Here is a 21,885-nt window from a genome sequence, read left to right as displayed (position 1 = left end):
TTTCGGGTCCGTTCGCGGGCCGCGATCCTTCCCGTAGGGTTGGCGCGCAATAAGCCGCAACTTGCATGGCCACAACCGAGACCCGTCGGAGCAATCCGGAGGTTTTCATCGCGCGTGGTCGTCGAGTGCGGGTCGGCCGCCATCGACCTTCAAACCCGAGAACTCATGGGCAATCGTTCGATTGCGTCCAGTCCGTTTCGCCTGGTAAAGCCTTGCATCGACCCGTTAGTACAGGCTCGACCAGGCTTCGCTGGGTTTAAACGTTCCCACGCCGAAACTCGCAGTGAGCGGCCCGACCCCCTTCAGCCCGGCAAAACTGTTCTCCTCTATGGCGATCCTTAGCCGTTCGGAGCATTCATAGGCTTCCTCGGAACTGGTATCTGGAAGGAACACCGCGAATTCCTCACCGCCGAGCCGGCCGACGATATCCCCTTTGCGCGCTGATTTGCGCAGCACGCGTCCGACCTCTCGCAGCACGCTGTCGCCGACGTCATGACCGTGGGTGTCGTTGATGCTCTTGAAATGGTCCAGGTCGCACAAGACGAGCGATGCGGCGCCTTTTCCGCTCTTTCGCTGATAGGCCGAGGCGCGCTCTTCGAACCCGCGCCGGTTCAGAACGCCGGTCAGCGGATCGACATCGCGCTCCCGTCGAAGATCGTCGATCACGTCGGCAACGGCGGCGGCGAGGATCGCCAGAGCGAGAGCCGCGCCGAGCACGGCAAGAGAAAGCTGAAGTGCCTGCCAAAACATCGAGTTCGCGAAGGCTGTTTTATCGGCGGGCGCCGAAAGCCCGATCGTCAATAAGGTCCGCGGAAAGAAATGCAGCGCAAAGATCAGGAGAATCCAGAACAGCACCCTGTCGACGTACCGGCCTTCCGCAAGCGGCGAGAGTCGCACTGCGGCAATGAGCAGGATCATCCCGTACCCGAAATTCTGGATGTAGACGCGAGCAAGAAGGTTGCGATCGACGTAAAAGAAATACGCCAGCAGAAGCGTGAATCCGATCAGGATCGCCGCGTCCATTCTGAGGCCGAGCCTCGTCCCCGAGCGGAGGAGGATACCCTCGACCGCCGCGAGAACAGCCGATGTATGATGTATAGAGAGCGCCGGACACGATTGCATTGGGTCCGGCCCCTGACGGCCAACCGAGAATTTGGGATATGGCGCCAAAAGCAAATAAAGCGCACGCGCCCGCCAACACAAGGAGATAGCTTCGCTTTCGTTCGATGAGCCAGGCGCAGACGAAGGCAATCCCAAAGACAAACAATATTCCAGGGCTTATCAATGCGAGTGTGGTCCTGACGATCGCCCCGTCCATCAAATCAATGTTCCTGTTGCGCCGAGACGCGGCCCTTTGCATGGGTCTAGATCGCTGCCGGGGATACTCCGAAACCTTTATCCAATCTGATAAGAAAAGCCTCGGATTAGAATCGTCTGATTTCGTCGAGCTGGACGCCACGCTACGCCTTCGTCTGAACGTGGGGCAGCAACAGCGCCTTTCCGCCACGACGACTGGCCATTTTCGGGCCGATACGGTAGGGCGGGAGCTGGCTCAAGAGCGGGAAGCGGACATGGCTCAAAAAACCCTGATCGCGCCATCGGTGCTGGCGTCGGATTTTTCGAAGCTAGGCGACGAGGTTGAGGCGGTGGCGGCGGCCGGCGCCGACTGGATCCACCTCGACGTCATGGACGGGCATTTTGTGCCCAACATCACCTTTGGCCCGCCGGTGATCAAGGCGATCCGCAATCGCACCAAAGTCTTCTTCGACTGCCATCTGATGATCGCGCCGGCCGATCCTTACCTGGAGGCTTTCGCCGAAGCTGGCTGCGACGGCATGACGGTACATGCCGAAGCTGGGCCGCATCTCGACCGTTCGCTGCAGACGATCAGGAGCCTCGGCAAAAAGGCGGGCGTGTCGCTCAATCCGGCGACGCCGGAAACGGCGATCGAATATGTGCTCGACCGGCTCGACCTGATCCTGATCATGACCGTCAATCCGGGTTTTGGCGGCCAGGCCTTCATTCCGGCGATTGTCGATAAGGTGAAGCGGGTGAAGGCGCTGATTGGCAACCGGCCGATCCGGATCGAGATCGACGGCGGTATCTCGCCGCAAACAGCACCTTTGGTCACCGCCGCCGGCGCCAGCGTATTGGTCGCCGGTGCGGCCATCTTCAAGGGCGACAGCGTCGAAGCCTATCGTGCGAATATCGAGGCGATCAGGACGGCGGCCGACCGGGCGGCCGGCTGACGCTGCTGGTGCCACGCGCTGTCCCTTCGGCCGGCCCGACGCCGGTGCGCTTGTGCTCACGACATGCGGTCCCATATTCTCTGTCTCCATCCTTTTGCCTCGGACCCTCCCGCAGGCTCCTCTTCGACGGGTCGGATCGATGAACCGCAGCCCTTTCTTCGCTGATCTGCTGAACACCATCGCCGATCGCGGCCGGATGATGCTGAATCTCGTTCGAGGCGACGAGCCCGTCTCGGCCGACAGCCTGGCGCGTCTGTGCGCCCGCCTGCTTTCCAGCCAGGGCGAGGCATCGGGCGTCGCCTATGCAAGGGAAATACTCGATCGCTGGCGCACTCTCGGCGCCGACGGAAGGCTGGCGTTTCTGCATGTGCTGCGCGATCGGTTCGGCACCGATCATGTCAGGCTTGCCGCCGCGGTGGATGCGTATGGCGACGCGCCCGACGATCGCACGGCGCTCGCTTTGCATGACGCCGCCGAGCCGGCCAGGCAGGAGCTGCTGCGCCGTTTGAACCTGGCGCCCGGCGGCATCGAGACGCTGGTGCGCATGCGCCAGGATCTGCTTGCCCGGCTGCCAACATCTCCCGACCTCGCCATCGTCGACGCCGACTTCACGCATCTCTTGTCGTCATGGTTCAATCGCGGCTTCCTGGTGCTGCGGCGGATCGACTGGTCGACGCCGGCCAACATCCTGGAAAAGATCATCCGCTACGAGGCTGTGCACGCGATCCACACCTGGGACGATCTGCGCCGCCGGATCGAGCCCGAGGACCGGCTCTGCTATGCGTTTTTCCATCCGCAACTCGGCGACGAGCCGCTGATCTTCGTCGAGGTCGCGCTCACCCGGGTGATGCCGACGACGATCGCCGAGCTGCTGGCCGACGAGCGGCCGCTGGTGCAACCACGGCAAGCCACGACGGCGGTGTTCTATTCCATCTCCAACTGCCAGGAGGGTTTGCGCGGCATCTCCTTCGGCAATTTCCTGATCAAGCAGGTGGTCGAGGATCTGCGCCGCGACCTTCCCGGCCTGACCGATTTCGTCACGCTGTCCCCGGTGCCGGGCTTTGCCCGCTGGCTGGCCGAGCAGACCGGTCCCTCCGCCACTGAGGCGCTGGACCTCGTCGGCAACGAGGGCTGGCATGCGAACGCTGCCGCGCGCGACCGCGTAGGCCAGGCATTGCTTCCTCTAGCGGCACAGTATTTCCTCGAGGCCCGCACCGCCTCCGGCAAGGTGATCGACCCGGTCGCCCGGTTCCATCTCGGCAATGGCGCGCGGCTGGAGCGCATCGACCATCTCGGCGACCTGTCGCCCCGAGCCTTGCGTCAGGCGCATGGGCTGATGGTCAACTATCGCTACAAGCTCGACGACATCGAGAAGAACCACGAGCTGTTCGCCGCCAGGAACGATGTGGCGGCCGCACCTGCCGTGCGCCGCCTGCTGCCGAAACCAGTGAGGCCGGCCGCGCCGCGGCTTCCGGCGCAACCTCAGTGGAATGAGGACAAGAGGGACATATGAGCAACCATTTGTTCGACGCTTTCCGCGCCCGCATCCCGGCGCCCGAGCGTCTCCTGATGGAAACGGATGACGGGCGCTCGATCACCTATGGCGATATGCTGGCGCGATCGGCGCAACTGGCCCACGCGCTGCTGCAACTGGGCGTGGAAGCCGGCGACCGTGTCGCCGTCCAGGTCGAGAAGAGCCCGCAGGCGGTCCTGCTCTATCTCGCCTGCCTGCGCGCCGGTGCGGTCTTCCTGCCGCTCAACACTGCCTACACACTGACCGAGCTCGAATACTTCTTCGGCGATGCCGAGCCGCGGCTGGTCGTCTGCGATCCGGCACGGGCAGCCGAGATCGGCCGCCTGGCGGGGTCATCGGACGCTATCACGGTCACGCTCGGCGGCAATGGCGAAGGGTCGCTGATGGATCAGGCCTCGCAGCAGTCTTCGTACTTCCACGACGTGGCGCGCGGAGCGGACGATCTGGCGGCGATCCTCTATACGTCGGGAACGACCGGCCGCTCGAAGGGCGCCATGCTCAGCCATGAGAACCTCGCCTCAAATGCGCGCGTGCTGGTCGACCGCTGGCGCTTCACTGCCGCAGACGTCCTGATCCACGCGCTGCCGATATTCCACACGCATGGCCTCTTCGTCGCTACCAACGTCGTGCTGATGGCCGGCGCCTCGATGCTGTTCGAAACCAAATTTGACCCCGCCCGCATCGTCTCGCTGCTGCCGCGCGCCACCGCGCTGATGGGCGTGCCGACCTTCTACGTGCGGCTGCTGCAGCAGGACCGCTTGAACCCCCAAGCGGCCAAAAACATCCGCCTGTTCGTTTCCGGCTCGGCGCCGCTGCTGGCCGAGACGCACAAGGCCTGGCGCGAGCGCACTGGCCATTCGATCCTAGAGCGCTACGGCATGACCGAGACCAACATGAACACGTCGAACCCCTATGATGGCGAGCGGCGCGCCGGCACAGTCGGCTTTCCCTTGCCTGGCGTCGCGCTTCGTATCGCCGACCCCGAGAACGGCGAAACACTTGCCAGGGGCGAGGTCGGCATGATCGAGGTGAAGGGCCCCAACGTCTTTGCCGGCTATTGGCGCATGCCGGAAAAGACCAAGGCGGAATTCCGTGACGACGGCTTCTTCATCACCGGGGATCTCGGCCTGATCGACACCGACGGCTATCTCCACATCGTCGGGCGCGGCAAGGATCTGATCATTTCGGGCGGCTACAACATCTATCCCAAGGAGGTCGAGAGCGAGATCGACGCGCTGCCCGGCATTGCCGAAAGCGCTGTGATCGGCGTTGCCCATCCGGATTTTGGCGAAGGCGTCACGGCGATCGTGGTGCGCGCGCCGGCCTCGGCCGTCACCGCGGCCGATATTGTCGGCGCCATCGCGGGGCGGATTGCCAAATACAAGCATCCGAAGCGGGTGATCTTCGTCGACGAGCTGCCGCGCAATACGATGGGCAAGGTGCAGAAGAACCTGCTGCGCGAAACCTACAAGGATCTCTACGCGCCGGCCAAAGCCGGCTGACGCAAGAGGTTGCACTCAGTTGGCGCCGGCTCCGAAAACCGTGTTGCCTTCTATCCAGACGCCCTTGACGTCCAGTTCATCCGACAGCGCAACGATATCGGCGGCGGTGCCGTTGGCGAAGCGTCCAAGCCGATGCGCCTGGCCGATCGCTTGTGCCGGATAGAGCGAAGCCATGCGCAGCGCCTCCGACAGGTCCAGTCCGACTACGTGGTGAACGAAGCGCACGGCGGCGATCATGTCGAGATCGGCGCCTGCCAACGTCCCGTCGGCAAGCGTCAGCTTGCCGTCCTTGCGGTAGATGGTGCGGCCGTTCAGCGTGAACGAGGTCATGTCGGTGCCGATCGTCGCCATGGCATCGGTGACCAGGAAAATTTTTGCCGGACCCTGTTTGGCGCGCAAAGCGATGGCCATGGTGGCGGGATCGACATGGAAGCCGTCGGCGATGATGCCTGCAGACAATGTGCCCATATTAATGGCCGCGCCTGCCAACCCCGGCTCACGATTACCGATCTGGCTCATGGCATTGAACAGATGGGTGACCATTGTTGCGCCGGCCTCAGTGAACGCGCGCGCCGTGGCATAGCCGGCATCGGAATGGCCGAGGCTGACGACGATCCCGGCCTCGACCAGCGCCGAAACGCGCGTGGGGTCGACGGATTCCGGCGCTATGGTTGTCAGCAGCACCGGCAGAGCTTTCCGCGCCGCGACCAGCATGGCCTGGTCGATATCCAGCATCGGACGGATCAATGCCGGATCATGCGCGCCTTTGCGGGCGATCGACAGATGCGGCCCTTCGAGATGCAGGCCCAAGAAGCCCGGCACCTTTTGCCGCGCGGCCTTAGTCCCCGCGGCAACCGTCGCGGCAGTGATGTCGGGAGTGTCGGTGATCAGCGTCGGCAGCAGCGCCGTCGTGCCGAACGGCGCGTGCGCCCGGCAAATGGTTTCGATCGAGGCCACATCGGGATGATCGTTCAGCATGACACCGCCGCCGCCATTGACCTGCAGGTCGACGAAGCCGGGAGCCAGCATGCCGCCGTCGGTCTCGATACGCTCAATACCGGACGGAATGGCGCCCTCCGGAACGATGGCTTCGACGAGACCGTCACGCACGATAAGGGCCGCATCGTCATGCCAGTCGTCGCCGTCGAATATACGGGCGCCAGTCAGGGCAAAACGGTCGCTCATAGGGTTTCCGTCACCTTGCGAAGATTGGGCGGCGTGTCCGGATCGAGGCCGCGATGGCGGGCAAAAGCCTCGACGAAGCCATAGAAGGACACGATCAGCGCCAGTGGGTCGGTCAGCGGATGGCCGGTGGCGACATGCGGCAGGTGCGCAGCATTTGTCGCCTTGTCCGAGGTCACAAAAGCGGCCGCGCCCTTGGCCGCCAGGCTGTCGGCGGCCTCGGCAACTGACGGCTCTGAAGCATCGCGGGCGGCCAGCGCCAGCACCGGAAAGCCCGGTCCGACCAGCGCCAGCGGGCCATGCATGACTTCCGCGGCACTATAGGCCTCGGCGTGCATGGCGCAGGTTTCCTTGAACTTCAGCGCCGCCTCATTGGCGATCGCCGCGGACGGACCGCGGCCGAGGATGAACAGCGATTTCGGTGTCTCAAGGGCGCCGGCCAGCACCATCCAGTCGCAAGCGATCGCCTTGCGGAAATGCTCCGGCAAGCGGGCGAGTGCTGCCAAAAGCGCATCGTCACCGGTGCAATGCGCCATCAAGGCGAGGCCGGCGACCGCCGAATTGACGAAGGTCTTGGTCGCCGCGACGCTGCGTTCCGGCCCGGCCAGAATGTCGATCGCGTAATCGGAGGCGCGGGCGAGCGGCGAATCGGCGGTGTTGGTGATGGCGACGGTCAGCGAACCGCCGGCTCTCGCGGCTTGCGCCATGGCGACGATGTCAGGGCTCTTGCCCGACTGCGAGATGGCGAGGCAGGCCGAGCCGCCCAGCTTGAGCTTGGCGCCATAGATCGAGGCGATCGATGGGCCGACGGAAGCAACGGCAAGGCCGGCGGTCAGCTCCACGGCGTATTTCATGAAGGTAGCGGCATGGTCGGACGAGCCGCGGGCGACGGTGACGATAAAATGCGGGTCGCGCTGGCGAATGCCGCGCCCGGCCTCGGTCAGCACGGCTGCCGAACCATCGAGCAGGCGCGCGGTCGCCTCCGGGATCTCCTCGATCTCGCGCCGCATATGAGTTTTGGTTGCGCTCATGGCCGGCCCTCTTCGCCCGGCCCGCTCAGCCGGAGTTCGGCGACGAAATCATAGGCGTCGCCCCTGTAGATGGAGCGGGTGAATTCGATCACCTTGCCGCTCGCCAGATAGGAAATACGCTCGATGTGCAGCCCGGCAATGCCCGGCGGCACTTCGAGCAGCTGCGCGTCTTCGCCACCGAGATTAGCGGCGGAAATGCGCTGCACCGCACGCACCGGCCGTTTACCGGTCGCTTCCAGTGCCGCGTAGAGCGACGAACCGATCGCCGCCGGGTCCGGCAGCACGCTGGCAGACAGTGCCGCGCGTTCGATCGCCAGCGGCGTGTCGTTGGCGATGCGCAGGCGCGCCACGCGCGCCACCATCTCGTTTGACGACAGGCCGAGCACCATCATCTCGTCTGGCGAGGGCGCATAGAGGCCGCGGTCGAGCCAGGCCGAACGAACAGCCATGCCGCGCCGCGCCATGTCCTCGGTGAAGGAAGTCAGCCGCGACAGCGACTGCTCGACACGTTCCATACGCGGCGCGACGAAGGTGCCGGAGCCATGGCGCTGGACGAGGATGCCGCCCTTGACCAGATCCTGCACCGCCTTGCGCACGGTGACGCGCGAAATGTCTGCCTTGCTGGCGATATCGCGCTCGGACGGCAATGCGTCGCCCGGCCCGATCAGGCCGCGATTGACCGCGTCCTCGATGCTCTTCCTGAGCTGCAGATAGAGCGGTGCGCCGCTTTGCGACGACTGTTTCAGCGTGGCGAAAATCTGGTCGGCCGCCTCGCTCATCGCGCTGCCTCCGCTCTCGCGAAGATACGGACCGCCATCTGCACCGCGCCGCCCAGCGCATCGTCCAGGGGCGGCTTCAGCAGCGCCCGGTAGCGCGCCGACAGGCGTGGTGCATAGAGCGGCGCCAGCCCGCCGAGCAGGCAGAGCGGATCGTCGCCACTGAGATCGAGCACGCCAAGTGCTGCCTCGACATCGGCGACTGCCTTGTCGAGGATCCAGTTGGCGACGGTGTCGCCTTTTTCGGCATGGTCGAAGACCTTGGGCGCAAAGCCGCCGAAATCGCCGGGTTTTGCATTGGTGGTGAACTCGACCACATCCTCGGGATTGTCGCGGAAGGTGGCGAGCATCGCCTGCGTCAGCGGCGAACCCTGACGGATTCCGTCATAGGCAAGCAGTGTCTGTTCGAGCAGGTCGCGGCCGATGCGGGCGCCGCTGCCCTGGTCGCCGACCTGGAAACCCCAGCCGCCGATGGCACGCGACTTGCCCTGCCTGCGTGCCATATAGGCGGTGCCGGTGCCGAGGATGGCCATGGCGCCGTCACCGGAGCCGACCGCGCCTTCGAGCGCGATCTCGGCATCGGTCTCGACACGGCTTTGGCTGAACGGCAGGATGGCTTCGAGCTGCTGCCTGTAGGTGCCGACATTGGCGCCGGCGAGGCCTAGCATGGCCGGGGTTTGCGGAATCAGTTCGGGATCTTGCCCGGCATCGACAAAGGCCTGCCGCGCCGCGTCCACGATGTTGGTCCTGGCGCCGGTGAGATCGGTGCGAATGTTGGCGGCGCCGCTCTTGGCGCGGCCGACGACGATGCCGTCCGCTGTCGCAAGGGCCGCCCTGCAGCTGGTGCCGCCGCCATCGATGCCAAGCACGAAATTCACGCGATTTCTCCTCGGGACGGATAATACCAATAAAGTACCAATAGCCAAGGGTTAATTTCCGCTTCAAAAAGATTGAGGCATATTTTACTGAAAAATCAACGAATTCCGCTGGGGAGACGGTTCAAAGCAAGGAACTCGTTAATGCATGTGGACAAGTGGTATTTTTTTGGTATTGTTTTACGGATTGGAGGAAGATGGATGGCCGCAATGCGCACCGAAGCGCTTCACCAGAATGCCGAGGGGCTGGACATCCAAGCCCCGAACGTCATCCTTTCCTCTTTGGCCAACGCCCAGATCGAGGTCGCCAAGGCCGCGCGGGGCGCCATTCCCGCCATTGCCAAGGCCGCCGAGATCATCGCCAGCCGGCTGAAGAGCGGCGGCAAGTTCGCCTATACACCAATGGTCAGCTCGGGCCTGATGGCGCTCATCGCCGCCGGTGCCGATGCGGCCGAGAAGATACTGGAAGGGACCAGCCAGAAGCTGCGCCCGGCCCTTTCCGCGATCGAGGGGAGCATGGGGCGCAATGCCTCTGTTCTCAAAACCGAACCTGAAAAAGGTCAACAGGGAGACTGAGCATGACAACGAAATTACTGACGGCACTTCTTCTCGGCACCAGCATTCTCGGCTCAGCCGGAATGGCTTATGCTCAGGACGTAACGCTCAATATCGAAAGCTGGCGTGGCGACGACCTTGCCATCTGGAAGGACAAATTGATCCCGGCCTTCGAGGCCAAAAACCCGGGCATCAAGGTGGTGTTCGCGCCGTCGGCGCCGACCGAATATGACGCCGCACTGGGTGCCAAGCTTGCCGCCGGCTCGGCGGGTGACCTGATCACCTGCCGCCCGTTCGACAAGTCGCTGGAGCTCTTCAAGAAGGGCAATCTCGCCGACATCTCGACACTGCCCGGCATGGAGAATTTCTCCGACGTGGCCAAGGCCGCCTGGCAGACCGACGACGGCAAGTCGAGCTTCTGCGTGCCGATGGCTTCCGTCATCCACGGCTTCATCTACAACAAGGACGCCTTCGACCAGCTCGGCATCAAGGTGCCGACGACGAATGAGGAGTTCTACGCCGCGCTCGACAAGATCAAGGCCGACGGCACCTACATCCCGATGGCGATGGGCACCAAGGATCTCTGGGAAGCTGCAACCATGGGCTACCAGAACATCGGCCCGAACTACTGGAAGGGCGAGGAAGGCCGTCTGGCGCTGATCAAGGGCGAGCAGAAGCTGACCGACCCCGAATGGGTCGCGCCCTTTGCCGAACTTGCCAAGTGGAAGCCTTATCTTGGTGACGGCTTCGAGGCACAGACCTATCCGGACAGCCAGAACCTGTTCACGCTCGGCCGCGCCGCCATCTACCCTGCCGGCTCGTGGGAAATCGGCCTGTTCAACACCCAGGCGCAGTTCAAGATGGGCGCATTCCCGCCGCCGGTGCAGAAGGCCGGCGACACCTGCTACATCTCCGACCACACCGACATCGGCATGGGCCTCAATGCGGCGTCGAAGAATGCGGACGCCGCCAAGACCTTCCTGACCTGGGTCGCCTCGCCCGATTTCGCCACCATCTACGCCAACGCGCTGCCGGGCTTCTTCAGCCTGAACAACACCCCGGTGAAGATGGAAGACCCGCTGGCGCAGGAATTCGTCTCCTGGCGCGACAAGTGCAAGCCGACGATCCGCTCGACTTACCAGATCCTGTCGCGCGGCACGCCGAACCTCGAGAACGAGACCTGGGTCGAATCGGCCAACGTCATCAACGGCACCGTCACGCCGGAAGCTGCCGCCAAGAAGCTGCAGGACGGCCTCGACAGCTGGTACAAGCCGGCGAAGTAAGAGCGCGGCGAAGCGACATCTCCCCCCTCGAGGGGGAGATGTCGCCGAAGGCGACAGAGGGGGTCGGTGAAAGCAGGCTGCGACCTGATCGTTGCTGGAAAGCACGGTCGGGATCATGATGGCGCGCTGCCTTGGCCGACCTTCGCGAGGCACCCTCCCCTTGAAGGAGGGAGGCGCCGCGCCTTTTGGCGGCAATTGCAAGAAACTTGATCGGCGGGGACCGAATTCATGGCCGCAGCACCGAAACGACCGTTCCGCTGGCATATCGTCGTCTTCCTGGCGCCGGCGGTGCTGGTCTATACGGCGATCATGATCCTGCCGCTGGCCGGCACGCTGCAGCTCTCGCTGTTTCGCAACATCGACCAGGCCCAGGTCTTCGTCGGGTTCGAAAATTTCCGCAGGCTGTTCGGCGATCCCAACTGGTCTGTCAATTTCTGGAACGCACTGCGCAACAACGTCTGGTTCTTCATCATCCACATGGTCGTGCAGAACCCGATCGGCGTCCTGCTGGCCGCACTTCTGTCCAGCCCGAGGCTGAGATTCTCCGCCTTCTACCGTACGGCGATCTTCGTGCCGACGATCCTGTCCTTCGTCATCGTCGGCTTCGCCTGGAAGCTGATCCTGTCGCCGCTATGGGGCGTGGCGCCGAACCTGATGGATCTCGTCGGCCTCAAAAGCCTGTTCACGCCGTGGTTGGGCAAGGAGCAATATGCGCTGACCACGCTCAGCCTGATCTCGGTGTGGCAGTTCGTCGGCATTCCGATGATGCTGATCTATGCGGCATTGCTGTCCATCCCCGACGAGGTGATCGAAGCGGCCGAATGCGACGGCATATCAGGCATGTCGCAATTCTGGAAGATCAAGCTGCCGCTGATCCTGCCGTCGATCGGCATCATCTCGATCCTGACCTTCGTCGGTAATTTCAACGCCTTCGACCTGATCTACACCGCGCAAGGCGCGCTGGCCGGACCGAATTATTCGACCGATATCCTCGGCACCTTCCTCTACCGCGCCTTCTTCGGTTTCCAGTTGCAGGTCGGCGATCCCAACATGGGCGCGGCGATCGCCACGATGATGTTCCTGATCATCCTTGGCGGCGTCTGCGTCTATCTCTTCCTCGTCCAGACGCGCCTGCGTCGCTACCAGTTCTGAGGCGCCAGACATGAGCACGGCAACCCGCTCCCTGCCCCGCACCATCGGCGCCCATGCGGTCCTGTTGACCTACACGGTGATCGCGCTGTTTCCGGTGATCATCGTCATCATGAATTCATTTAAATCCCGCGCGGGCATCTTCGGTGCGCCGCTGACGCCGCCGACGCCAAAAACCTTCGACCTGATCGGCTACACCACGGTGATTGGGCAGGGCGATTTCATCCACTATTTCCAGAACAGCCTCGTCGTCACCGTCGCCTCGCTGTTCTTCGTGCTGCTGTTCGGCGCCATGGCCGCTTTCGCGCTGTCGGAATACCGCTTTCGCGGTAACACGATGATGGGGCTTTATCTCGCGCTCGGCATCATGATCCCGATTCGCCTCGGCACCGTCGCCATCCTGCAATTGATGGTGGCGAGCGGGCTGGTCAATACGCTGACGGCGCTGATCCTGGTCTACACCGCACAAGGCCTGCCACTGGCGGTGTTCATCCTGTCGGAGTTCATGAAACAGGTGTCCGACGATTTAAAGAATGCCGGCCGCAGCGATGGGCTGTCCGAATACACCATCTTCTTCCGGCTGGTGCTGCCGCTGGTTAGGCCATCGATGGCAACCGTCGCCGTCTTCACCATGATCCCGATCTGGAACGATCTGTGGTTCCCGCTGATCCTGGCGCCGTCGGAAGAGACCAAGACCGTGACGCTCGGCGCGCAGCTCTTCCTCGGCCAGTTCGTCACCAACTGGAACGCGATCCTGGCGGCACTGTCGCTGGCAATCATGCCGGTGCTGATCCTCTACGTCATCTTCTCGCGGCAGCTGATCCGCGGCATTACTTCGGGAGCGGTCAAGTGAACGAGGAAAAACCCCTTCGCGTCGTCGTCGCCGGCCTCGGCAATATGGGCCGCAGCCACGCGCTGGCCTATCATACCAATCCGGGCTTCGACATCGCGGCGCTGATCAACCGCTCCGACGTGCCGCTGCCGGCCGGCCTTTCCGGCTATGATATCAGGCGCTCCTTCGACGAGGCGCTGCGCGACGAAAGACCCGAGGTCGCCTGCATCGCCACCTATTCCGACAGCCATTCCGACTATGCGGTGAGGGCGTTCGAAGCAGGCTGCGATGTCTTCGTCGAAAAGCCGCTGGCGACGACGGTGGCGGATGCGAAACGTGTCGTCGCGGCGGCCAAGGCCAACGGCAAGAAACTGGTGATCGGCTACATCCTGCGCCATCACCCGTCCTGGATCAGGTTAATCGCCGAAGCGCGCAAGCTCGGCGGTCCCTACGTGTTCCGCATGAATCTCAACCAGCAATCCTCCGGCCATAGCTGGGAGACGCACAAGCAATTGATGCAGACGACGTCGCCGATCGTCGATTGCGGTGTCCACTATCTCGACGTGATGCTGCAGATCACCGACGCCAGACCGGTCGAGGTGCGCGGCATGGGGCTGCGGCTGACCGATGAGATCGCGCCCTCGATGTACAATTACGGCCATCTGCAAGTGCTGTTCGACGACGGGTCCGTCGGCTGGTACGAGGCCGGTTGGGGGCCGATGATTTCGGAGACCGCTTTCTTCGTGAAGGACGTGATCTCGCCCAAGGGCTGCGTGTCGATCGTCATGAAGGAAGGTGTCCGATCCGACGACATCGACACCCACACCAAGACCTCGACCATCCGCCTGCACAGTGCGGCAACCGGCGCGGACGGTAAGTTCGTCAAAGCGGATGAGATGCTGTCGATGGAGGGTGAGCCCGGCCATCAGGATCTTTGCGATCTCGAACAGGCTTTTCTGCTCAAGGCGATCCGCGAGGATCTCGACTTGACCCGCCATATGGACGACGCGGTGAAGTCGCTCGCCGTCTGCCTTGCCGCCGACGAGAGCGTTCGCAGCGGCGCCCCAATCAGACTCTAGACCAGTCAAACTCTTGAACAGGGACGAAGCCGTGGGCTCGCTGAATATCGAGAATGTGAAAAAAGCCTTCGGGCCGGTCGAGGTGCTGAAAGGCATCAACCTCGAAGTGACCGATGGCGAATTCGTCGTCTTCGTCGGCCCCTCCGGCTGCGGCAAGTCGACCTTGCTCAGGGTCATCGCCGGGCTGGAAGATTCGACTTCGGGGCGCGTGGTGATTGACGGCGCGGACGTCTCCGCGACGCCGCCGGCCAAGCGCGGCATCGCCATGGTGTTCCAGACCTACGCGCTCTACCCGCATCTGACGGTGAAGAACAATATGGGCCTCGGTCTCAAGCAGGCGGGCACGCCGGCGGCCGAGATCGACCGCCGCATCGACATCGCCTCCTCGATGCTGTCGCTGGAGCCTTATCTCCAGAGGCGGCCGGCCGAGCTGTCCGGCGGCCAGCGCCAGCGCGTCGCCATCGGCCGCGCCGTGGTGCGCGAGCCCAAGCTTTTCCTGTTCGACGAGCCTTTGTCCAACCTTGACGCAGCACTTCGCGTCAACACCAGGCTGGAGATCGCCCAACTGCATCGCCGCCTGAAGGCGACGATGATCTATGTCACCCACGACCAGGTCGAGGCGATGACGCTGGCCGACAAGATCGTCGTGCTCAACGCAGGAAAGATCGAGCAGATCGGCGGACCGATGGAGCTTTACAATTCGCCGGCAAATGAGTTTGTCGCCGGCTTCATCGGCTCACCGAAGATGAATTTCGTCGACGGCGCCAGGCTTGGCGAGACGGCCAAGACCATCGGCGTCCGGCCTGAGCATCTGACCGTTGATCCAAAATCCGGCGCCTGGAAGGGCACGGTCGTCCATGCCGAGCATCTTGGTGCCGACACCAATCTCTACCTTGACTGCGAGAAGGCCGGGCTGATCACCGTGCGCATCTTCGGCGTCTACAATGCCGAGCCAGGCGCTACGCTCTATGCGACGCCGGATCCGGCAAAGACGTACCGGTTCGGGGCGGATGGGAAGGTGCTGAAGTAGCTTCGCGGCAAAGGTCGGTACTGCCCCTCATTGCCCTGCCGGGCATTCTCCCCGTAAACGGGGAGAAAGAGCTGGCCCCCGGCCTCGGAGCTCTTCTCCCCGTTCACGGGGAGAAGATGGCGGTAGCCAGATGAGGGGCTGCGCGAACCGTCGAGAATGAACTCTTATACGTCAGCCTTGAACGTCTGCTTCTGCTGACCGAGTCCCTCGATGCCGAGTTCGACAACGTCACCAGCCTTCAGGAACACCGGCGGCTTCATGCCCAGGCCGACGCCGGGCGGCGTGCCGGTCGAGATGATGTCGCCCGGATGCAGCGACATGAACTGGCTGAGATAGGAGACGAGGTAGGCGACACCATAGACCATGGTCTTGGTCGAGCCGTTCTGCATCGTCTTGCCGTTGACCTTCAGCCACATCGGGATGTTCTGCGGGTCCTTCACCTCGTCCTTGGTCACCAACCATGGGCCGATCGGCCCGAACGTGTCGCAGGACTTGCCCTTGGTCCACTGGCCCTGGCGCTCGGCCTGGAAGGCGCGTTCGGAAACGTCGTGCGCGACGCAGTAGCCGGCGACATAGTCCAGCGCCTCGGCCTCGGTGACATATTTCGCGGTCTTGCCGATGACCACGCCAAGCTCGACTTCCCAGTCGGTCTTGACCGAGCCGCGCGGGATCAGCACGTCGTCATCAGGCCCGACGATGGCCGAGCTTGCCTTCATGAAGATGATCGGCTCCGGCGGCACGGTGGCGCCGGTCTCGGCGGCATGGTCGGAATAGTTCAGGCCGATGCAGATGAATTTGCCGGTGCCGGCGACGCAGGCGCCGATGCGCGGCTTGCCGGAAACCGCCGGAAGCGATTTCGGATCGAGCTTCGACAATGTCTCGAGCGATGCAGGGTCGAGCGCCTTGCCGGCAATGTCGGCGACATGAGCGGAGAGGTCACGGATCGCCCCATCCGCGTCGAGCAGGCCGGGGCGTTCGCTCCCCACTTCGCCATAGCGCAGCAGTTTCATTCATTTTCTCCTGATTGCGGCCGGAGGCCTCTTAAATCGACCAGCCACCGTCGATATTATAAGCCTGCCCCGACGTATAGGTGGCGCCGGCCAGATAGACGGCGAGATCGGCGATTTCCTCGGGTGTGCCGAGGCGGCCCATCGGCTGGCGGGCGATGAAGGCGGCGCGGGCCGCCTCGTAGTCGCCCTGCGCATGCATGCGGTCCTGCAGCGACGGGCTTTCGACCGTGCCGGGGCAGATGGCATTGCAGCGTATGCCCTTGCCGACATAGTCGGCGGCAACCGATTTGGTCAGGCCGATGACGGCAGCCTTGGTCAGCCCGTAGACGAAACGGTTCGGCACGCCCTTGGTCGAGCTGGCCAGCGACGCCATGTTGATGATCGAGCCGTCACCGCGCTCAAGCATGCCGGGCAGCACGGCGCGGATGGTACGGATCATCGAGCGGACATTGAGATCGTACGCAAAGTCGAGATCGCCGTCCTTCATCTCGAGGATGGAGCCCGAATGGACGAAGCCGGCGCAATTGAACAGCACGTCGACGGCGCCGATCTCGGCAAAGGCGCTTGAAACCGCCTCGTCGTTCAGCACGTCGAGCTTGCGGGCCTTGATCCCGGGCGTCTTGCCAAGTTCGGCGAGCATCACCTCGTTGATGTCGGTGGCATGGACGACGGCGCCTGCCTTGGCGAAAGCCAGCGCGCTCGCCCGGCCGATGCCTTGTGCCGCCGCCGTGACGACAACGATCTTGCCTGCCAGATCCGCCATGCTTTTCTCCTCTGTGGCCGCCCGGTTTTTTATCGGCATGCGGCCAGGGCGCAATGTGCCAGATAGGCACTACCATGCCGCCTGTATCGCCGTTCGCTTAGGGGCAAATGTTTTTTCTCGGTAAAGAACATCATTTCTGCCGTCAAGCCCGAACGCGTCTCGTCCGAGACCGCGCTAAAGGCGACCGTTCAGTCGCCGTAGGGCACCCAGACGTTCTTGATCTCCACGGCGCGGCGCAGGAAGGCATTGCCGGCGGCCTCGACCGACGTCCAGTCGAGGCTGCGGCCGTGACCGGTCCAGACGCGCTTGAGATTGCCGATCGAGTCAGCTTCGGCCTTGGCGCAGGTCTCGGCATCGGCGAACACCCAGAGCCCGTCGACATCGTCATGTTTGGCCAGCACGCTGGCAAGCTCGGCGCTGCGGCCGGTGACGATGTTGATGGCGCCGGCCGGAACGTCGGAATATTCGATGACCTGATAGAGATCCGTGGCAAGCAGCGGATATTTTTCGGAAGGCACCGCGACCACGGTGTTGCCCATGGCAAGCGCCGGCGCCAGCAGCGAGATCAGGCCGAGCAGGGGCGCACTGTCGGATGCCACGATGCCGACGACGCCGACCGGCTCGTGTAGCGCTAACGTGACGGCGCGGGCCGGCGGCTGATGCACGCGGCCCTCGAACTTGTCGGCTAGGCCGGCATAGAGAAACAGCCGCTCGATCGACAGCTCGACCTCTTCGCGCGCTGCCTTGGCGGTGGCGCCGGTCAGCTCTGTGATGCGCGCGGCAAACCCGTCGGCACGGCCTGACAGATTTTCGGCCAGATAATAAAGCACCTGGCTGCGGTTGTAGGCGGTCGCCTCCGGCCAGCCCTTGCAGGCGCGTGCAGCCGAGACGGCGTCGCGGATATCCTTGCGGCTGCCGAGACCGACCTCGCCGGCAAGCTTGCCCTTGGCGGTGGCCACAGCGATCGAATAATTGCCGTCCGGCCTGACCTGCTTGCCGCCAATGAACAGCTTTGCCGTGCGGTCGATGGCGTCGCTTTCAGTCTGCTCGATCGGCTGGACTGAGGCCATTGCCGCCTTGATGACGGGGCCGAACGGCAGTTTTGCCGAGAGATATTCGAACATGCCCTCGCGCCCGCCTTCGCGGCCAAAACCGCTTTCGCGGTAGCCACCAAAGCCGCAGGCGGCATCGAACATGTTGGTGCCGTTGATCCAGACCACGCCGGCCTTCAATTGCGGTGCGACGTGCAGCGCAAGATTGACGTTCTCGCTCCACACCGAGGCGGCCAGCCCGTAGCGCGTGTTGTTGGCGAGCTCGACCGCTTCCTCGGTGTTGCGGAAGGTCATGGTCGCCAGCACCGGCCCGAACACCTCCTCCTGCGCCAAGATATTAGCCGGCGAAACGCCTGTCGCCAGCGTCGGCAAATGGTAATAGCCGGAAGACGGCAGCGCCACATCAGGTTGCCAGCAGACGGCGCCCTGCTTGGCGCCTTCGGCGACCAGACCCTTGACCCGATCGAGCTGGGTCGAGTCGACCAGCGGCCCGATATCGGTGTTCTTGTCGAGTGGACTACCGACGCGCAACCGGCTCATCCGCGTCTTGACCTTGGCGATGAAGGCGTCGGCGATGCCTTCCTGCACCAAAAGGCGCGAGCCGGCACAGCAGACCTGGCCCTGGTTGAACCAGATGCCGTCGACCAGTCCTTCGACGGCGCTGTCGAGATCGGCGTCCTCGAACACGACGAAGGCCGACTTGCCGCCAAGTTCCAGCGATAGTTTTTTGCCCGATCCGGCAGTGGCCTTGCGGATGATCTTGCCGACTTCCGAAGAGCCGGTGAAGGCGATCTTCTGGATGTCGGGATGATTGACGATTGCCGCGCCGGCCTCCGGCCCGCCCTGGACGATGTTGACGACGCCCTTCGGCACGCCCGATCGTTCGCAGATCCCGGCGAACAGGATAGCGGTGAGCGGCGTGAACTCGGCCGGTTTCAGCACTACGGTGCAGCCCGCGGCGAGCGCCGGCGCGATCTTCCAGGCCAGCATCAGCAGCGGGAAGTTCCACGGGATGATCTGGCCGACGACGCCGACGCCCTTTTGGCCGGGGAAATCCCTGTCCAGCGCCTGCGCCCAGCCGGCATGGTGGATGAAATGGCGGATGGCCAGCGGCACGTCGATGTCGCGGCTTTCGCGGATCGGCTTGCCGTTGTCGATTGTCTCAAGCACCGCGAACAGGCGCTGGTGGCGCTGCATGGCACGGCCGATGGCGTAGAGCACTTTGGCTCGGCTGTAACCTGATCTGGCGCTCCATTTCGGCAACGCCTTGGTGGCGGCCGAAACCGCCGCGTCGATATCCGCAGCACTCGCATCCGAGACCTTGGCCAGCAATTTTCCCGAAGACGGGTCGCTGGTGTCGAAAGTCTTGCCGCCTGCTGCTGCCTTCCAGTCGCCGCCGATGAACAACGCTTTGCCGAAATCGCGTCCTGCGAGCCACACATCGGCCTCGTTGCGGGCCTCCGGCGCTGCGCCGTATTCCATGGCGTGATAGCGTTCGAGAATGTTCATGGAGCACTCCTCTTCAGCGAGGCAGGCGATCCTTCGCGCCCCCCTCTGTCCTGCCGGACATCTCCCCCACGAGGGGGGAGATCGGCCTTCACCTCTGTCAGCTGCCATTCTGCGATGTCGGCGATTGGCGAAATCGCCGATGACAGCCAATCTCCCCACAAGTGGGGGAGATGTCCGGCAGGACAGAGGGGGGCGCGAAGGAACTCCACGTTCAAGGCCTCACGCGCCTCAAGCCATCGCGTGGCGATGATTGGCGGAATAGTGGCCCGTGAGATGATGTTCGAGCTGGCGCTCGATGTCGGTCAGCAGGCTCGACGCGCCGAAACGGAACAAATCCGGCTCCAGCCATGGCCGCCCAAGCTCTTCCTTCATCAGCACCAGCCAGTCGAGCGAAGCCTTGGCGGTCGAAATGCCACCGGCCGGCTTGAAGCCGATGAGATAGCCGGTCTCCTCGAAATAGGCGCGGATGGCGCGCACCATGGCAAGGCCGACGGGCAATGTCGCGTTGACGCTTTCCTTGCCCGTCGAGGTCTTGATGAAGTCCGCGCCGGCCATCATAGCCACCATCGACGCCAGCATGACGTTGCGCAGCGTGGCGAGATCGCCGGTGCCGAGGATGACCTTGAGATGCGCCTCGCCGCAGGCGGCGCGCATCGAAACGATCTCGTTATAGAGTTCCTGCCATCTCGCTGCTAATACCAGGCCGCGCGGAATGACGACGTCGATCTCGTCGGCGCCGTCGCTCACCGAGGCTTCGATCTCCTGCAGACGCGTCGAAAGCGGGGTGAGGCCATGCGGGAAAGCGGTGGATACGGCGGCGACATGGATGCCGGTGCCGCGCAGCGCATCGACGGCAGTGGCAACGAAGGGGTGATAGACGCAGACCGCCGCCGGGCGGATCTTTTCACCAGTAATGCCGAGCCCTTCGGCGATGTCGCGGCGGAACGGATTGACCGCCTTGGCGCAGAGTCGGCGCACGCGCTCTTCAGTGTCGTTCGAGTTCAGTGTGGTCAGGTCCATGCAGGCGACGGCGCGCAGCAGCCAGGCTGCCTGGTTATCGGCCTTGATCGAGCGTCGCTTGGTCAGGCTGGCGACACGCCGCTCCAGCGCCGAACGGTTGACGCTGCGCATCGATTCCATGAAGCCGAGATCGAGCTTCATGCCGGGATTGCGGGCAATACCGTGCGCATGCGGCGCCGCCGCGTTGGCGGCGGTGCGCGCCGGCAGCGGCGTGATCTTGGAAGGTCCGAGATCGGCTTCGCGGATTGTGCTGCTCATCTCCTGCCCTTTCATTCGACGACTTGTGCCGAAGATAGACCGTGAAGCAGTGCTTCACGAGTCCTTCAGGCGGTCATAGCGGAAAAAGGCTGCGAAAGCAGCTGATTTTGACCGCATGGTCAAAATCATGATTTGAATGCGGCGAACGCTGACTGCGGGCGCCTAGCCGACGAAGGCGCGCTCGACGACGAAACTCGACGGATGGCTCAGCGAGCCTTCGTGGAAGCCGAGGCTTTCGGCCAGTTCCTTGACGTCCTTGAGCATATGCATCGAGCCGCAGATCATGATGCGGTCGGTCTCCGGGTCGAGCTTGTCGATGCCGAGATCAGTATAGAATTTGCCCGAGCCGATCAGGGCGGTGATGCGGCCCATGCGCTCGGAGGTTTCGCGCGTCGTCGAATTGTAGAGGGTGACGCGTCCACCGGTCAGCTCGCCGATCAGCGGATCGTTCTCCAGCGCCGCCACCAGCTCCTGGCCGTAGGTGAGTTCGGCAATGTCGCGGCAGGTGTGGGTCAGGATCACCTGCTCGAACTTCTCATAGGTATCGGGATCGCGCAGCAGGCTGGCGAAGGGCGCGATGCCGGTGCCGGTCGAGATCATGAACAGGCGCTTGGCCGGGGTCAGCGCGTCGACCACCAGCGTGCCGGTCGACTTCTGCCGCATGATGACGGTGTCGCCGATCTGGATTTTCTGCAGCTGCGAGGTCAGCGGGCCGTCAGGCACCTTGATCGAGAAGAATTCCAACTCGTCGTCCCAAGCAGGGCTGGCGATCGAATAGGCGCGGTACACCGGCTTCTCGGCGTTGGGCAGGCCGATCATGACGAACTCGCCGGAGCGGAAACGTAGCGACTGCGGCCGGGTGATGCGGAACGAGAACAGCCGGTCGGTATAGTGCTTCACCGAGACGACGGTCTCGGCATAGACATTGGCCGGTATAGGAAACTGCAGCGGCCGGGCACCGGCGGTGTTGAGCGCGGATGTGGTGTTCATCAAACCTAACCTTCTGGCCCAACCCGAAGTGCTGACGCCAAACCTTCTCCTGCGCGCCCGAACCGATCAGGTTCCGGCGTGCCGTTTGCACACTGCGAAGCGGTAAGCTCTTGTGTCCGGAATTTATTAGTATACAAATGATATTTGCGTCAAGACGCTGGCGTAAAACGCCTTTCCAAACTGAGACATGTAAGCAGTCCTGGCAT

At 63.3% G+C, this 21,885-nt stretch carries 19 protein-coding genes; 9 read left to right on the top strand and 10 right to left on the bottom strand.

From position 1 onward, the window contains the following. Positions 1-225 precede the first annotated feature (225 nt). Entirely contained in the window at positions 226-1,023 is a 798-nt protein-coding gene (locus NKH73_RS02235) for a GGDEF domain-containing protein (RefSeq protein ID WP_352927418.1), read from the bottom strand. Between the two features lie 548 nt (positions 1,024-1,571). Between NKH73_RS02235 and rpe the strand changes: the two genes are divergently transcribed. The 3 genes from rpe (at position 1,572) to NKH73_RS02220 (ending at position 5,285) form a co-directional block, all read left to right on the top strand. Beyond that, positions 1,572-2,249 (top strand): ribulose-phosphate 3-epimerase, encoded by a 678-nt coding sequence (rpe, locus tag NKH73_RS02230; protein ID WP_352927415.1) that lies wholly within the window; start codon positions 1,572-1,574, stop codon positions 2,247-2,249. Positions 2,250-2,388: 139 nt separating this feature from the next. Continuing rightward, complete coding sequence (locus tag NKH73_RS02225) at positions 2,389-3,762, top strand: malonyl-CoA decarboxylase (RefSeq protein WP_352927412.1); 1,374 nt, start codon at positions 2,389-2,391, stop codon at positions 3,760-3,762. Then, positions 3,759-5,285 (top strand): malonate--CoA ligase, encoded by a 1,527-nt coding sequence (locus tag NKH73_RS02220; protein WP_352927409.1) that lies wholly within the window; start codon positions 3,759-3,761, stop codon positions 5,283-5,285. The genes NKH73_RS02225 and NKH73_RS02220 overlap by 4 nt, the downstream gene beginning before the upstream one ends. Before the next feature lie 15 nt (positions 5,286-5,300). Here the strand turns inward: NKH73_RS02220 and nagA are convergent, their stop codons facing one another. The 4 genes from nagA to NKH73_RS02200 are packed head-to-tail and all read right to left on the bottom strand — an operon-like array spanning position 5,301 to position 9,152. Next, positions 5,301-6,470, bottom strand: a complete 1,170-nt coding sequence (gene nagA / locus NKH73_RS02215) for an N-acetylglucosamine-6-phosphate deacetylase (protein ID WP_352927407.1) — start codon at positions 6,468-6,470, stop codon at positions 5,301-5,303. Then, on the bottom strand, positions 6,467-7,498 hold the full coding sequence (locus NKH73_RS02210; RefSeq protein ID WP_352927403.1) for an SIS domain-containing protein: 1,032 nt from the start codon (positions 7,496-7,498) through the stop codon (positions 6,467-6,469). Before NKH73_RS02210 ends, nagA begins: the two co-directional genes overlap by 4 nt. Continuing rightward, the gene (locus tag NKH73_RS02205; RefSeq protein WP_352927401.1) at positions 7,495-8,277 is read right to left on the bottom strand and encodes a GntR family transcriptional regulator; all 783 of its coding nucleotides are present in this window, start codon (positions 8,275-8,277) and stop codon (positions 7,495-7,497) included. Before NKH73_RS02205 ends, NKH73_RS02210 begins: the two co-directional genes overlap by 4 nt. Next, complete coding sequence (locus NKH73_RS02200; RefSeq protein ID WP_352927399.1) at positions 8,274-9,152, bottom strand: glucosamine kinase nucleotide-binding domain-containing protein; 879 nt, start codon at positions 9,150-9,152, stop codon at positions 8,274-8,276. Before NKH73_RS02200 ends, NKH73_RS02205 begins: the two co-directional genes overlap by 4 nt. A gap of 141 nt (positions 9,153-9,293) precedes the next feature. On the opposite strand from NKH73_RS02200, the gene NKH73_RS02195 reads away from it, so the two are divergent. The 6 genes from NKH73_RS02195 to NKH73_RS02170 all read left to right on the top strand — a co-directional run bounded on the left by NKH73_RS02195 (position 9,294) and on the right by NKH73_RS02170 (position 15,077). Next, complete coding sequence (locus tag NKH73_RS02195) at positions 9,294-9,725, top strand: hypothetical protein (RefSeq protein ID WP_352927395.1); 432 nt, start codon at positions 9,294-9,296, stop codon at positions 9,723-9,725. Between the two features lie 2 nt (positions 9,726-9,727). Continuing rightward, positions 9,728-10,987 carry an ABC transporter substrate-binding protein gene (locus NKH73_RS02190; RefSeq protein ID WP_352927393.1) on the top strand — a complete coding sequence of 420 codons (1,260 nt, stop codon included), beginning with the start codon at positions 9,728-9,730 and terminating at the stop codon, positions 10,985-10,987. A 228-nt stretch (positions 10,988-11,215) separates the two neighbouring features. Beyond that, positions 11,216-12,139 (top strand): carbohydrate ABC transporter permease, encoded by a 924-nt coding sequence (locus tag NKH73_RS02185; RefSeq protein WP_352927390.1) that lies wholly within the window; start codon positions 11,216-11,218, stop codon positions 12,137-12,139. A gap of 10 nt (positions 12,140-12,149) precedes the next feature. Further along, entirely contained in the window at positions 12,150-12,989 is an 840-nt protein-coding gene (locus NKH73_RS02180; protein WP_352927387.1) for a carbohydrate ABC transporter permease, read from the top strand. Next, entirely contained in the window at positions 12,986-14,047 is a 1,062-nt protein-coding gene (locus NKH73_RS02175) for a Gfo/Idh/MocA family protein (RefSeq protein WP_352927384.1), read from the top strand. The genes NKH73_RS02180 and NKH73_RS02175 overlap by 4 nt, the downstream gene beginning before the upstream one ends. A 31-nt stretch (positions 14,048-14,078) precedes the next feature. After that, a complete protein-coding gene (locus NKH73_RS02170) occupies positions 14,079-15,077 on the top strand; it encodes an ABC transporter ATP-binding protein (RefSeq protein ID WP_352927381.1) in 999 nt (332 codons plus the stop codon). Positions 15,078-15,241: 164 nt separating this feature from the next. Here NKH73_RS02170 and NKH73_RS02165 read toward each other — a convergent pair whose 3' ends face one another. From NKH73_RS02165 to NKH73_RS02145, 5 genes are all read right to left on the bottom strand, one after another. Continuing rightward, entirely contained in the window at positions 15,242-16,087 is an 846-nt protein-coding gene (locus NKH73_RS02165) for a fumarylacetoacetate hydrolase family protein (RefSeq protein WP_352927378.1), read from the bottom strand. A 31-nt stretch (positions 16,088-16,118) separates the two neighbouring features. Continuing rightward, positions 16,119-16,850 carry an SDR family oxidoreductase gene (locus NKH73_RS02160; RefSeq protein WP_352927376.1) on the bottom strand — a complete coding sequence of 244 codons (732 nt, stop codon included), beginning with the start codon at positions 16,848-16,850 and terminating at the stop codon, positions 16,119-16,121. A gap of 188 nt (positions 16,851-17,038) precedes the next feature. Next, the gene (locus NKH73_RS02155; RefSeq protein ID WP_352927373.1) at positions 17,039-19,411 is read right to left on the bottom strand and encodes an aldehyde dehydrogenase family protein; all 2,373 of its coding nucleotides are present in this window, start codon (positions 19,409-19,411) and stop codon (positions 17,039-17,041) included. A 228-nt stretch (positions 19,412-19,639) separates the two neighbouring features. Beyond that, entirely contained in the window at positions 19,640-20,689 is a 1,050-nt protein-coding gene (deoC, locus tag NKH73_RS02150) for a deoxyribose-phosphate aldolase (protein ID WP_352927370.1), read from the bottom strand. A 162-nt stretch (positions 20,690-20,851) separates the two neighbouring features. Continuing rightward, positions 20,852-21,679, bottom strand: a complete 828-nt coding sequence (locus NKH73_RS02145; RefSeq protein WP_352927368.1) for a ferredoxin--NADP reductase — start codon at positions 21,677-21,679, stop codon at positions 20,852-20,854. Between the last annotated feature and the right edge of the window lie 206 nt (positions 21,680-21,885).

This window comes from Mesorhizobium sp. M0938 (genome assembly GCF_040319125.1).
Taxonomy (GTDB): Bacteria; Pseudomonadota; Alphaproteobacteria; order Rhizobiales; family Rhizobiaceae; genus Mesorhizobium; species Mesorhizobium robiniae.
This window is presented reverse-complemented; position numbering and strand designations above follow the sequence as displayed.

Excerpts from the sequence above, each read along its gene's own strand:
- NKH73_RS02235 (WP_352927418.1), bottom strand. The coding sequence starts at position 1,023 with ATGGACGCGGCGATCCTGATCGGATTCACGCTTCTGCTGGCGTATTTC.
- rpe (WP_352927415.1), top strand. The coding sequence starts at position 1,572 with ATGGCTCAAAAAACCCTGATCGCGCCATCGGTGCTGGCGTCGGATTTT.
- NKH73_RS02225 (WP_352927412.1), top strand. The coding sequence starts at position 2,389 with ATGAACCGCAGCCCTTTCTTCGCTGATCTGCTGAACACCATCGCCGAT.
- NKH73_RS02220 (WP_352927409.1), top strand. The coding sequence starts at position 3,759 with ATGAGCAACCATTTGTTCGACGCTTTCCGCGCCCGCATCCCGGCGCCC.
- nagA (WP_352927407.1), bottom strand. The coding sequence starts at position 6,470 with ATGAGCGACCGTTTTGCCCTGACTGGCGCCCGTATATTCGACGGCGAC.
- NKH73_RS02210 (WP_352927403.1), bottom strand. The coding sequence starts at position 7,498 with ATGAGCGCAACCAAAACTCATATGCGGCGCGAGATCGAGGAGATCCCG.
- NKH73_RS02205 (WP_352927401.1), bottom strand. The coding sequence starts at position 8,277 with ATGAGCGAGGCGGCCGACCAGATTTTCGCCACGCTGAAACAGTCGTCG.
- NKH73_RS02195 (WP_352927395.1), top strand. The coding sequence starts at position 9,294 with ATGCATGTGGACAAGTGGTATTTTTTTGGTATTGTTTTACGGATTGGA.
- NKH73_RS02190 (WP_352927393.1), top strand. The coding sequence starts at position 9,728 with ATGACAACGAAATTACTGACGGCACTTCTTCTCGGCACCAGCATTCTC.
- NKH73_RS02185 (WP_352927390.1), top strand. The coding sequence starts at position 11,216 with ATGGCCGCAGCACCGAAACGACCGTTCCGCTGGCATATCGTCGTCTTC.
- NKH73_RS02180 (WP_352927387.1), top strand. The coding sequence starts at position 12,150 with ATGAGCACGGCAACCCGCTCCCTGCCCCGCACCATCGGCGCCCATGCG.
- NKH73_RS02165 (WP_352927378.1), bottom strand. The coding sequence starts at position 16,087 with ATGAAACTGCTGCGCTATGGCGAAGTGGGGAGCGAACGCCCCGGCCTG.
- NKH73_RS02160 (WP_352927376.1), bottom strand. The coding sequence starts at position 16,850 with ATGGCGGATCTGGCAGGCAAGATCGTTGTCGTCACGGCGGCGGCACAA.
- NKH73_RS02155 (WP_352927373.1), bottom strand. The coding sequence starts at position 19,411 with ATGAACATTCTCGAACGCTATCACGCCATGGAATACGGCGCAGCGCCG.
- deoC (WP_352927370.1), bottom strand. The coding sequence starts at position 20,689 with ATGAGCAGCACAATCCGCGAAGCCGATCTCGGACCTTCCAAGATCACG.
- NKH73_RS02145 (WP_352927368.1), bottom strand. The coding sequence starts at position 21,679 with ATGAACACCACATCCGCGCTCAACACCGCCGGTGCCCGGCCGCTGCAG.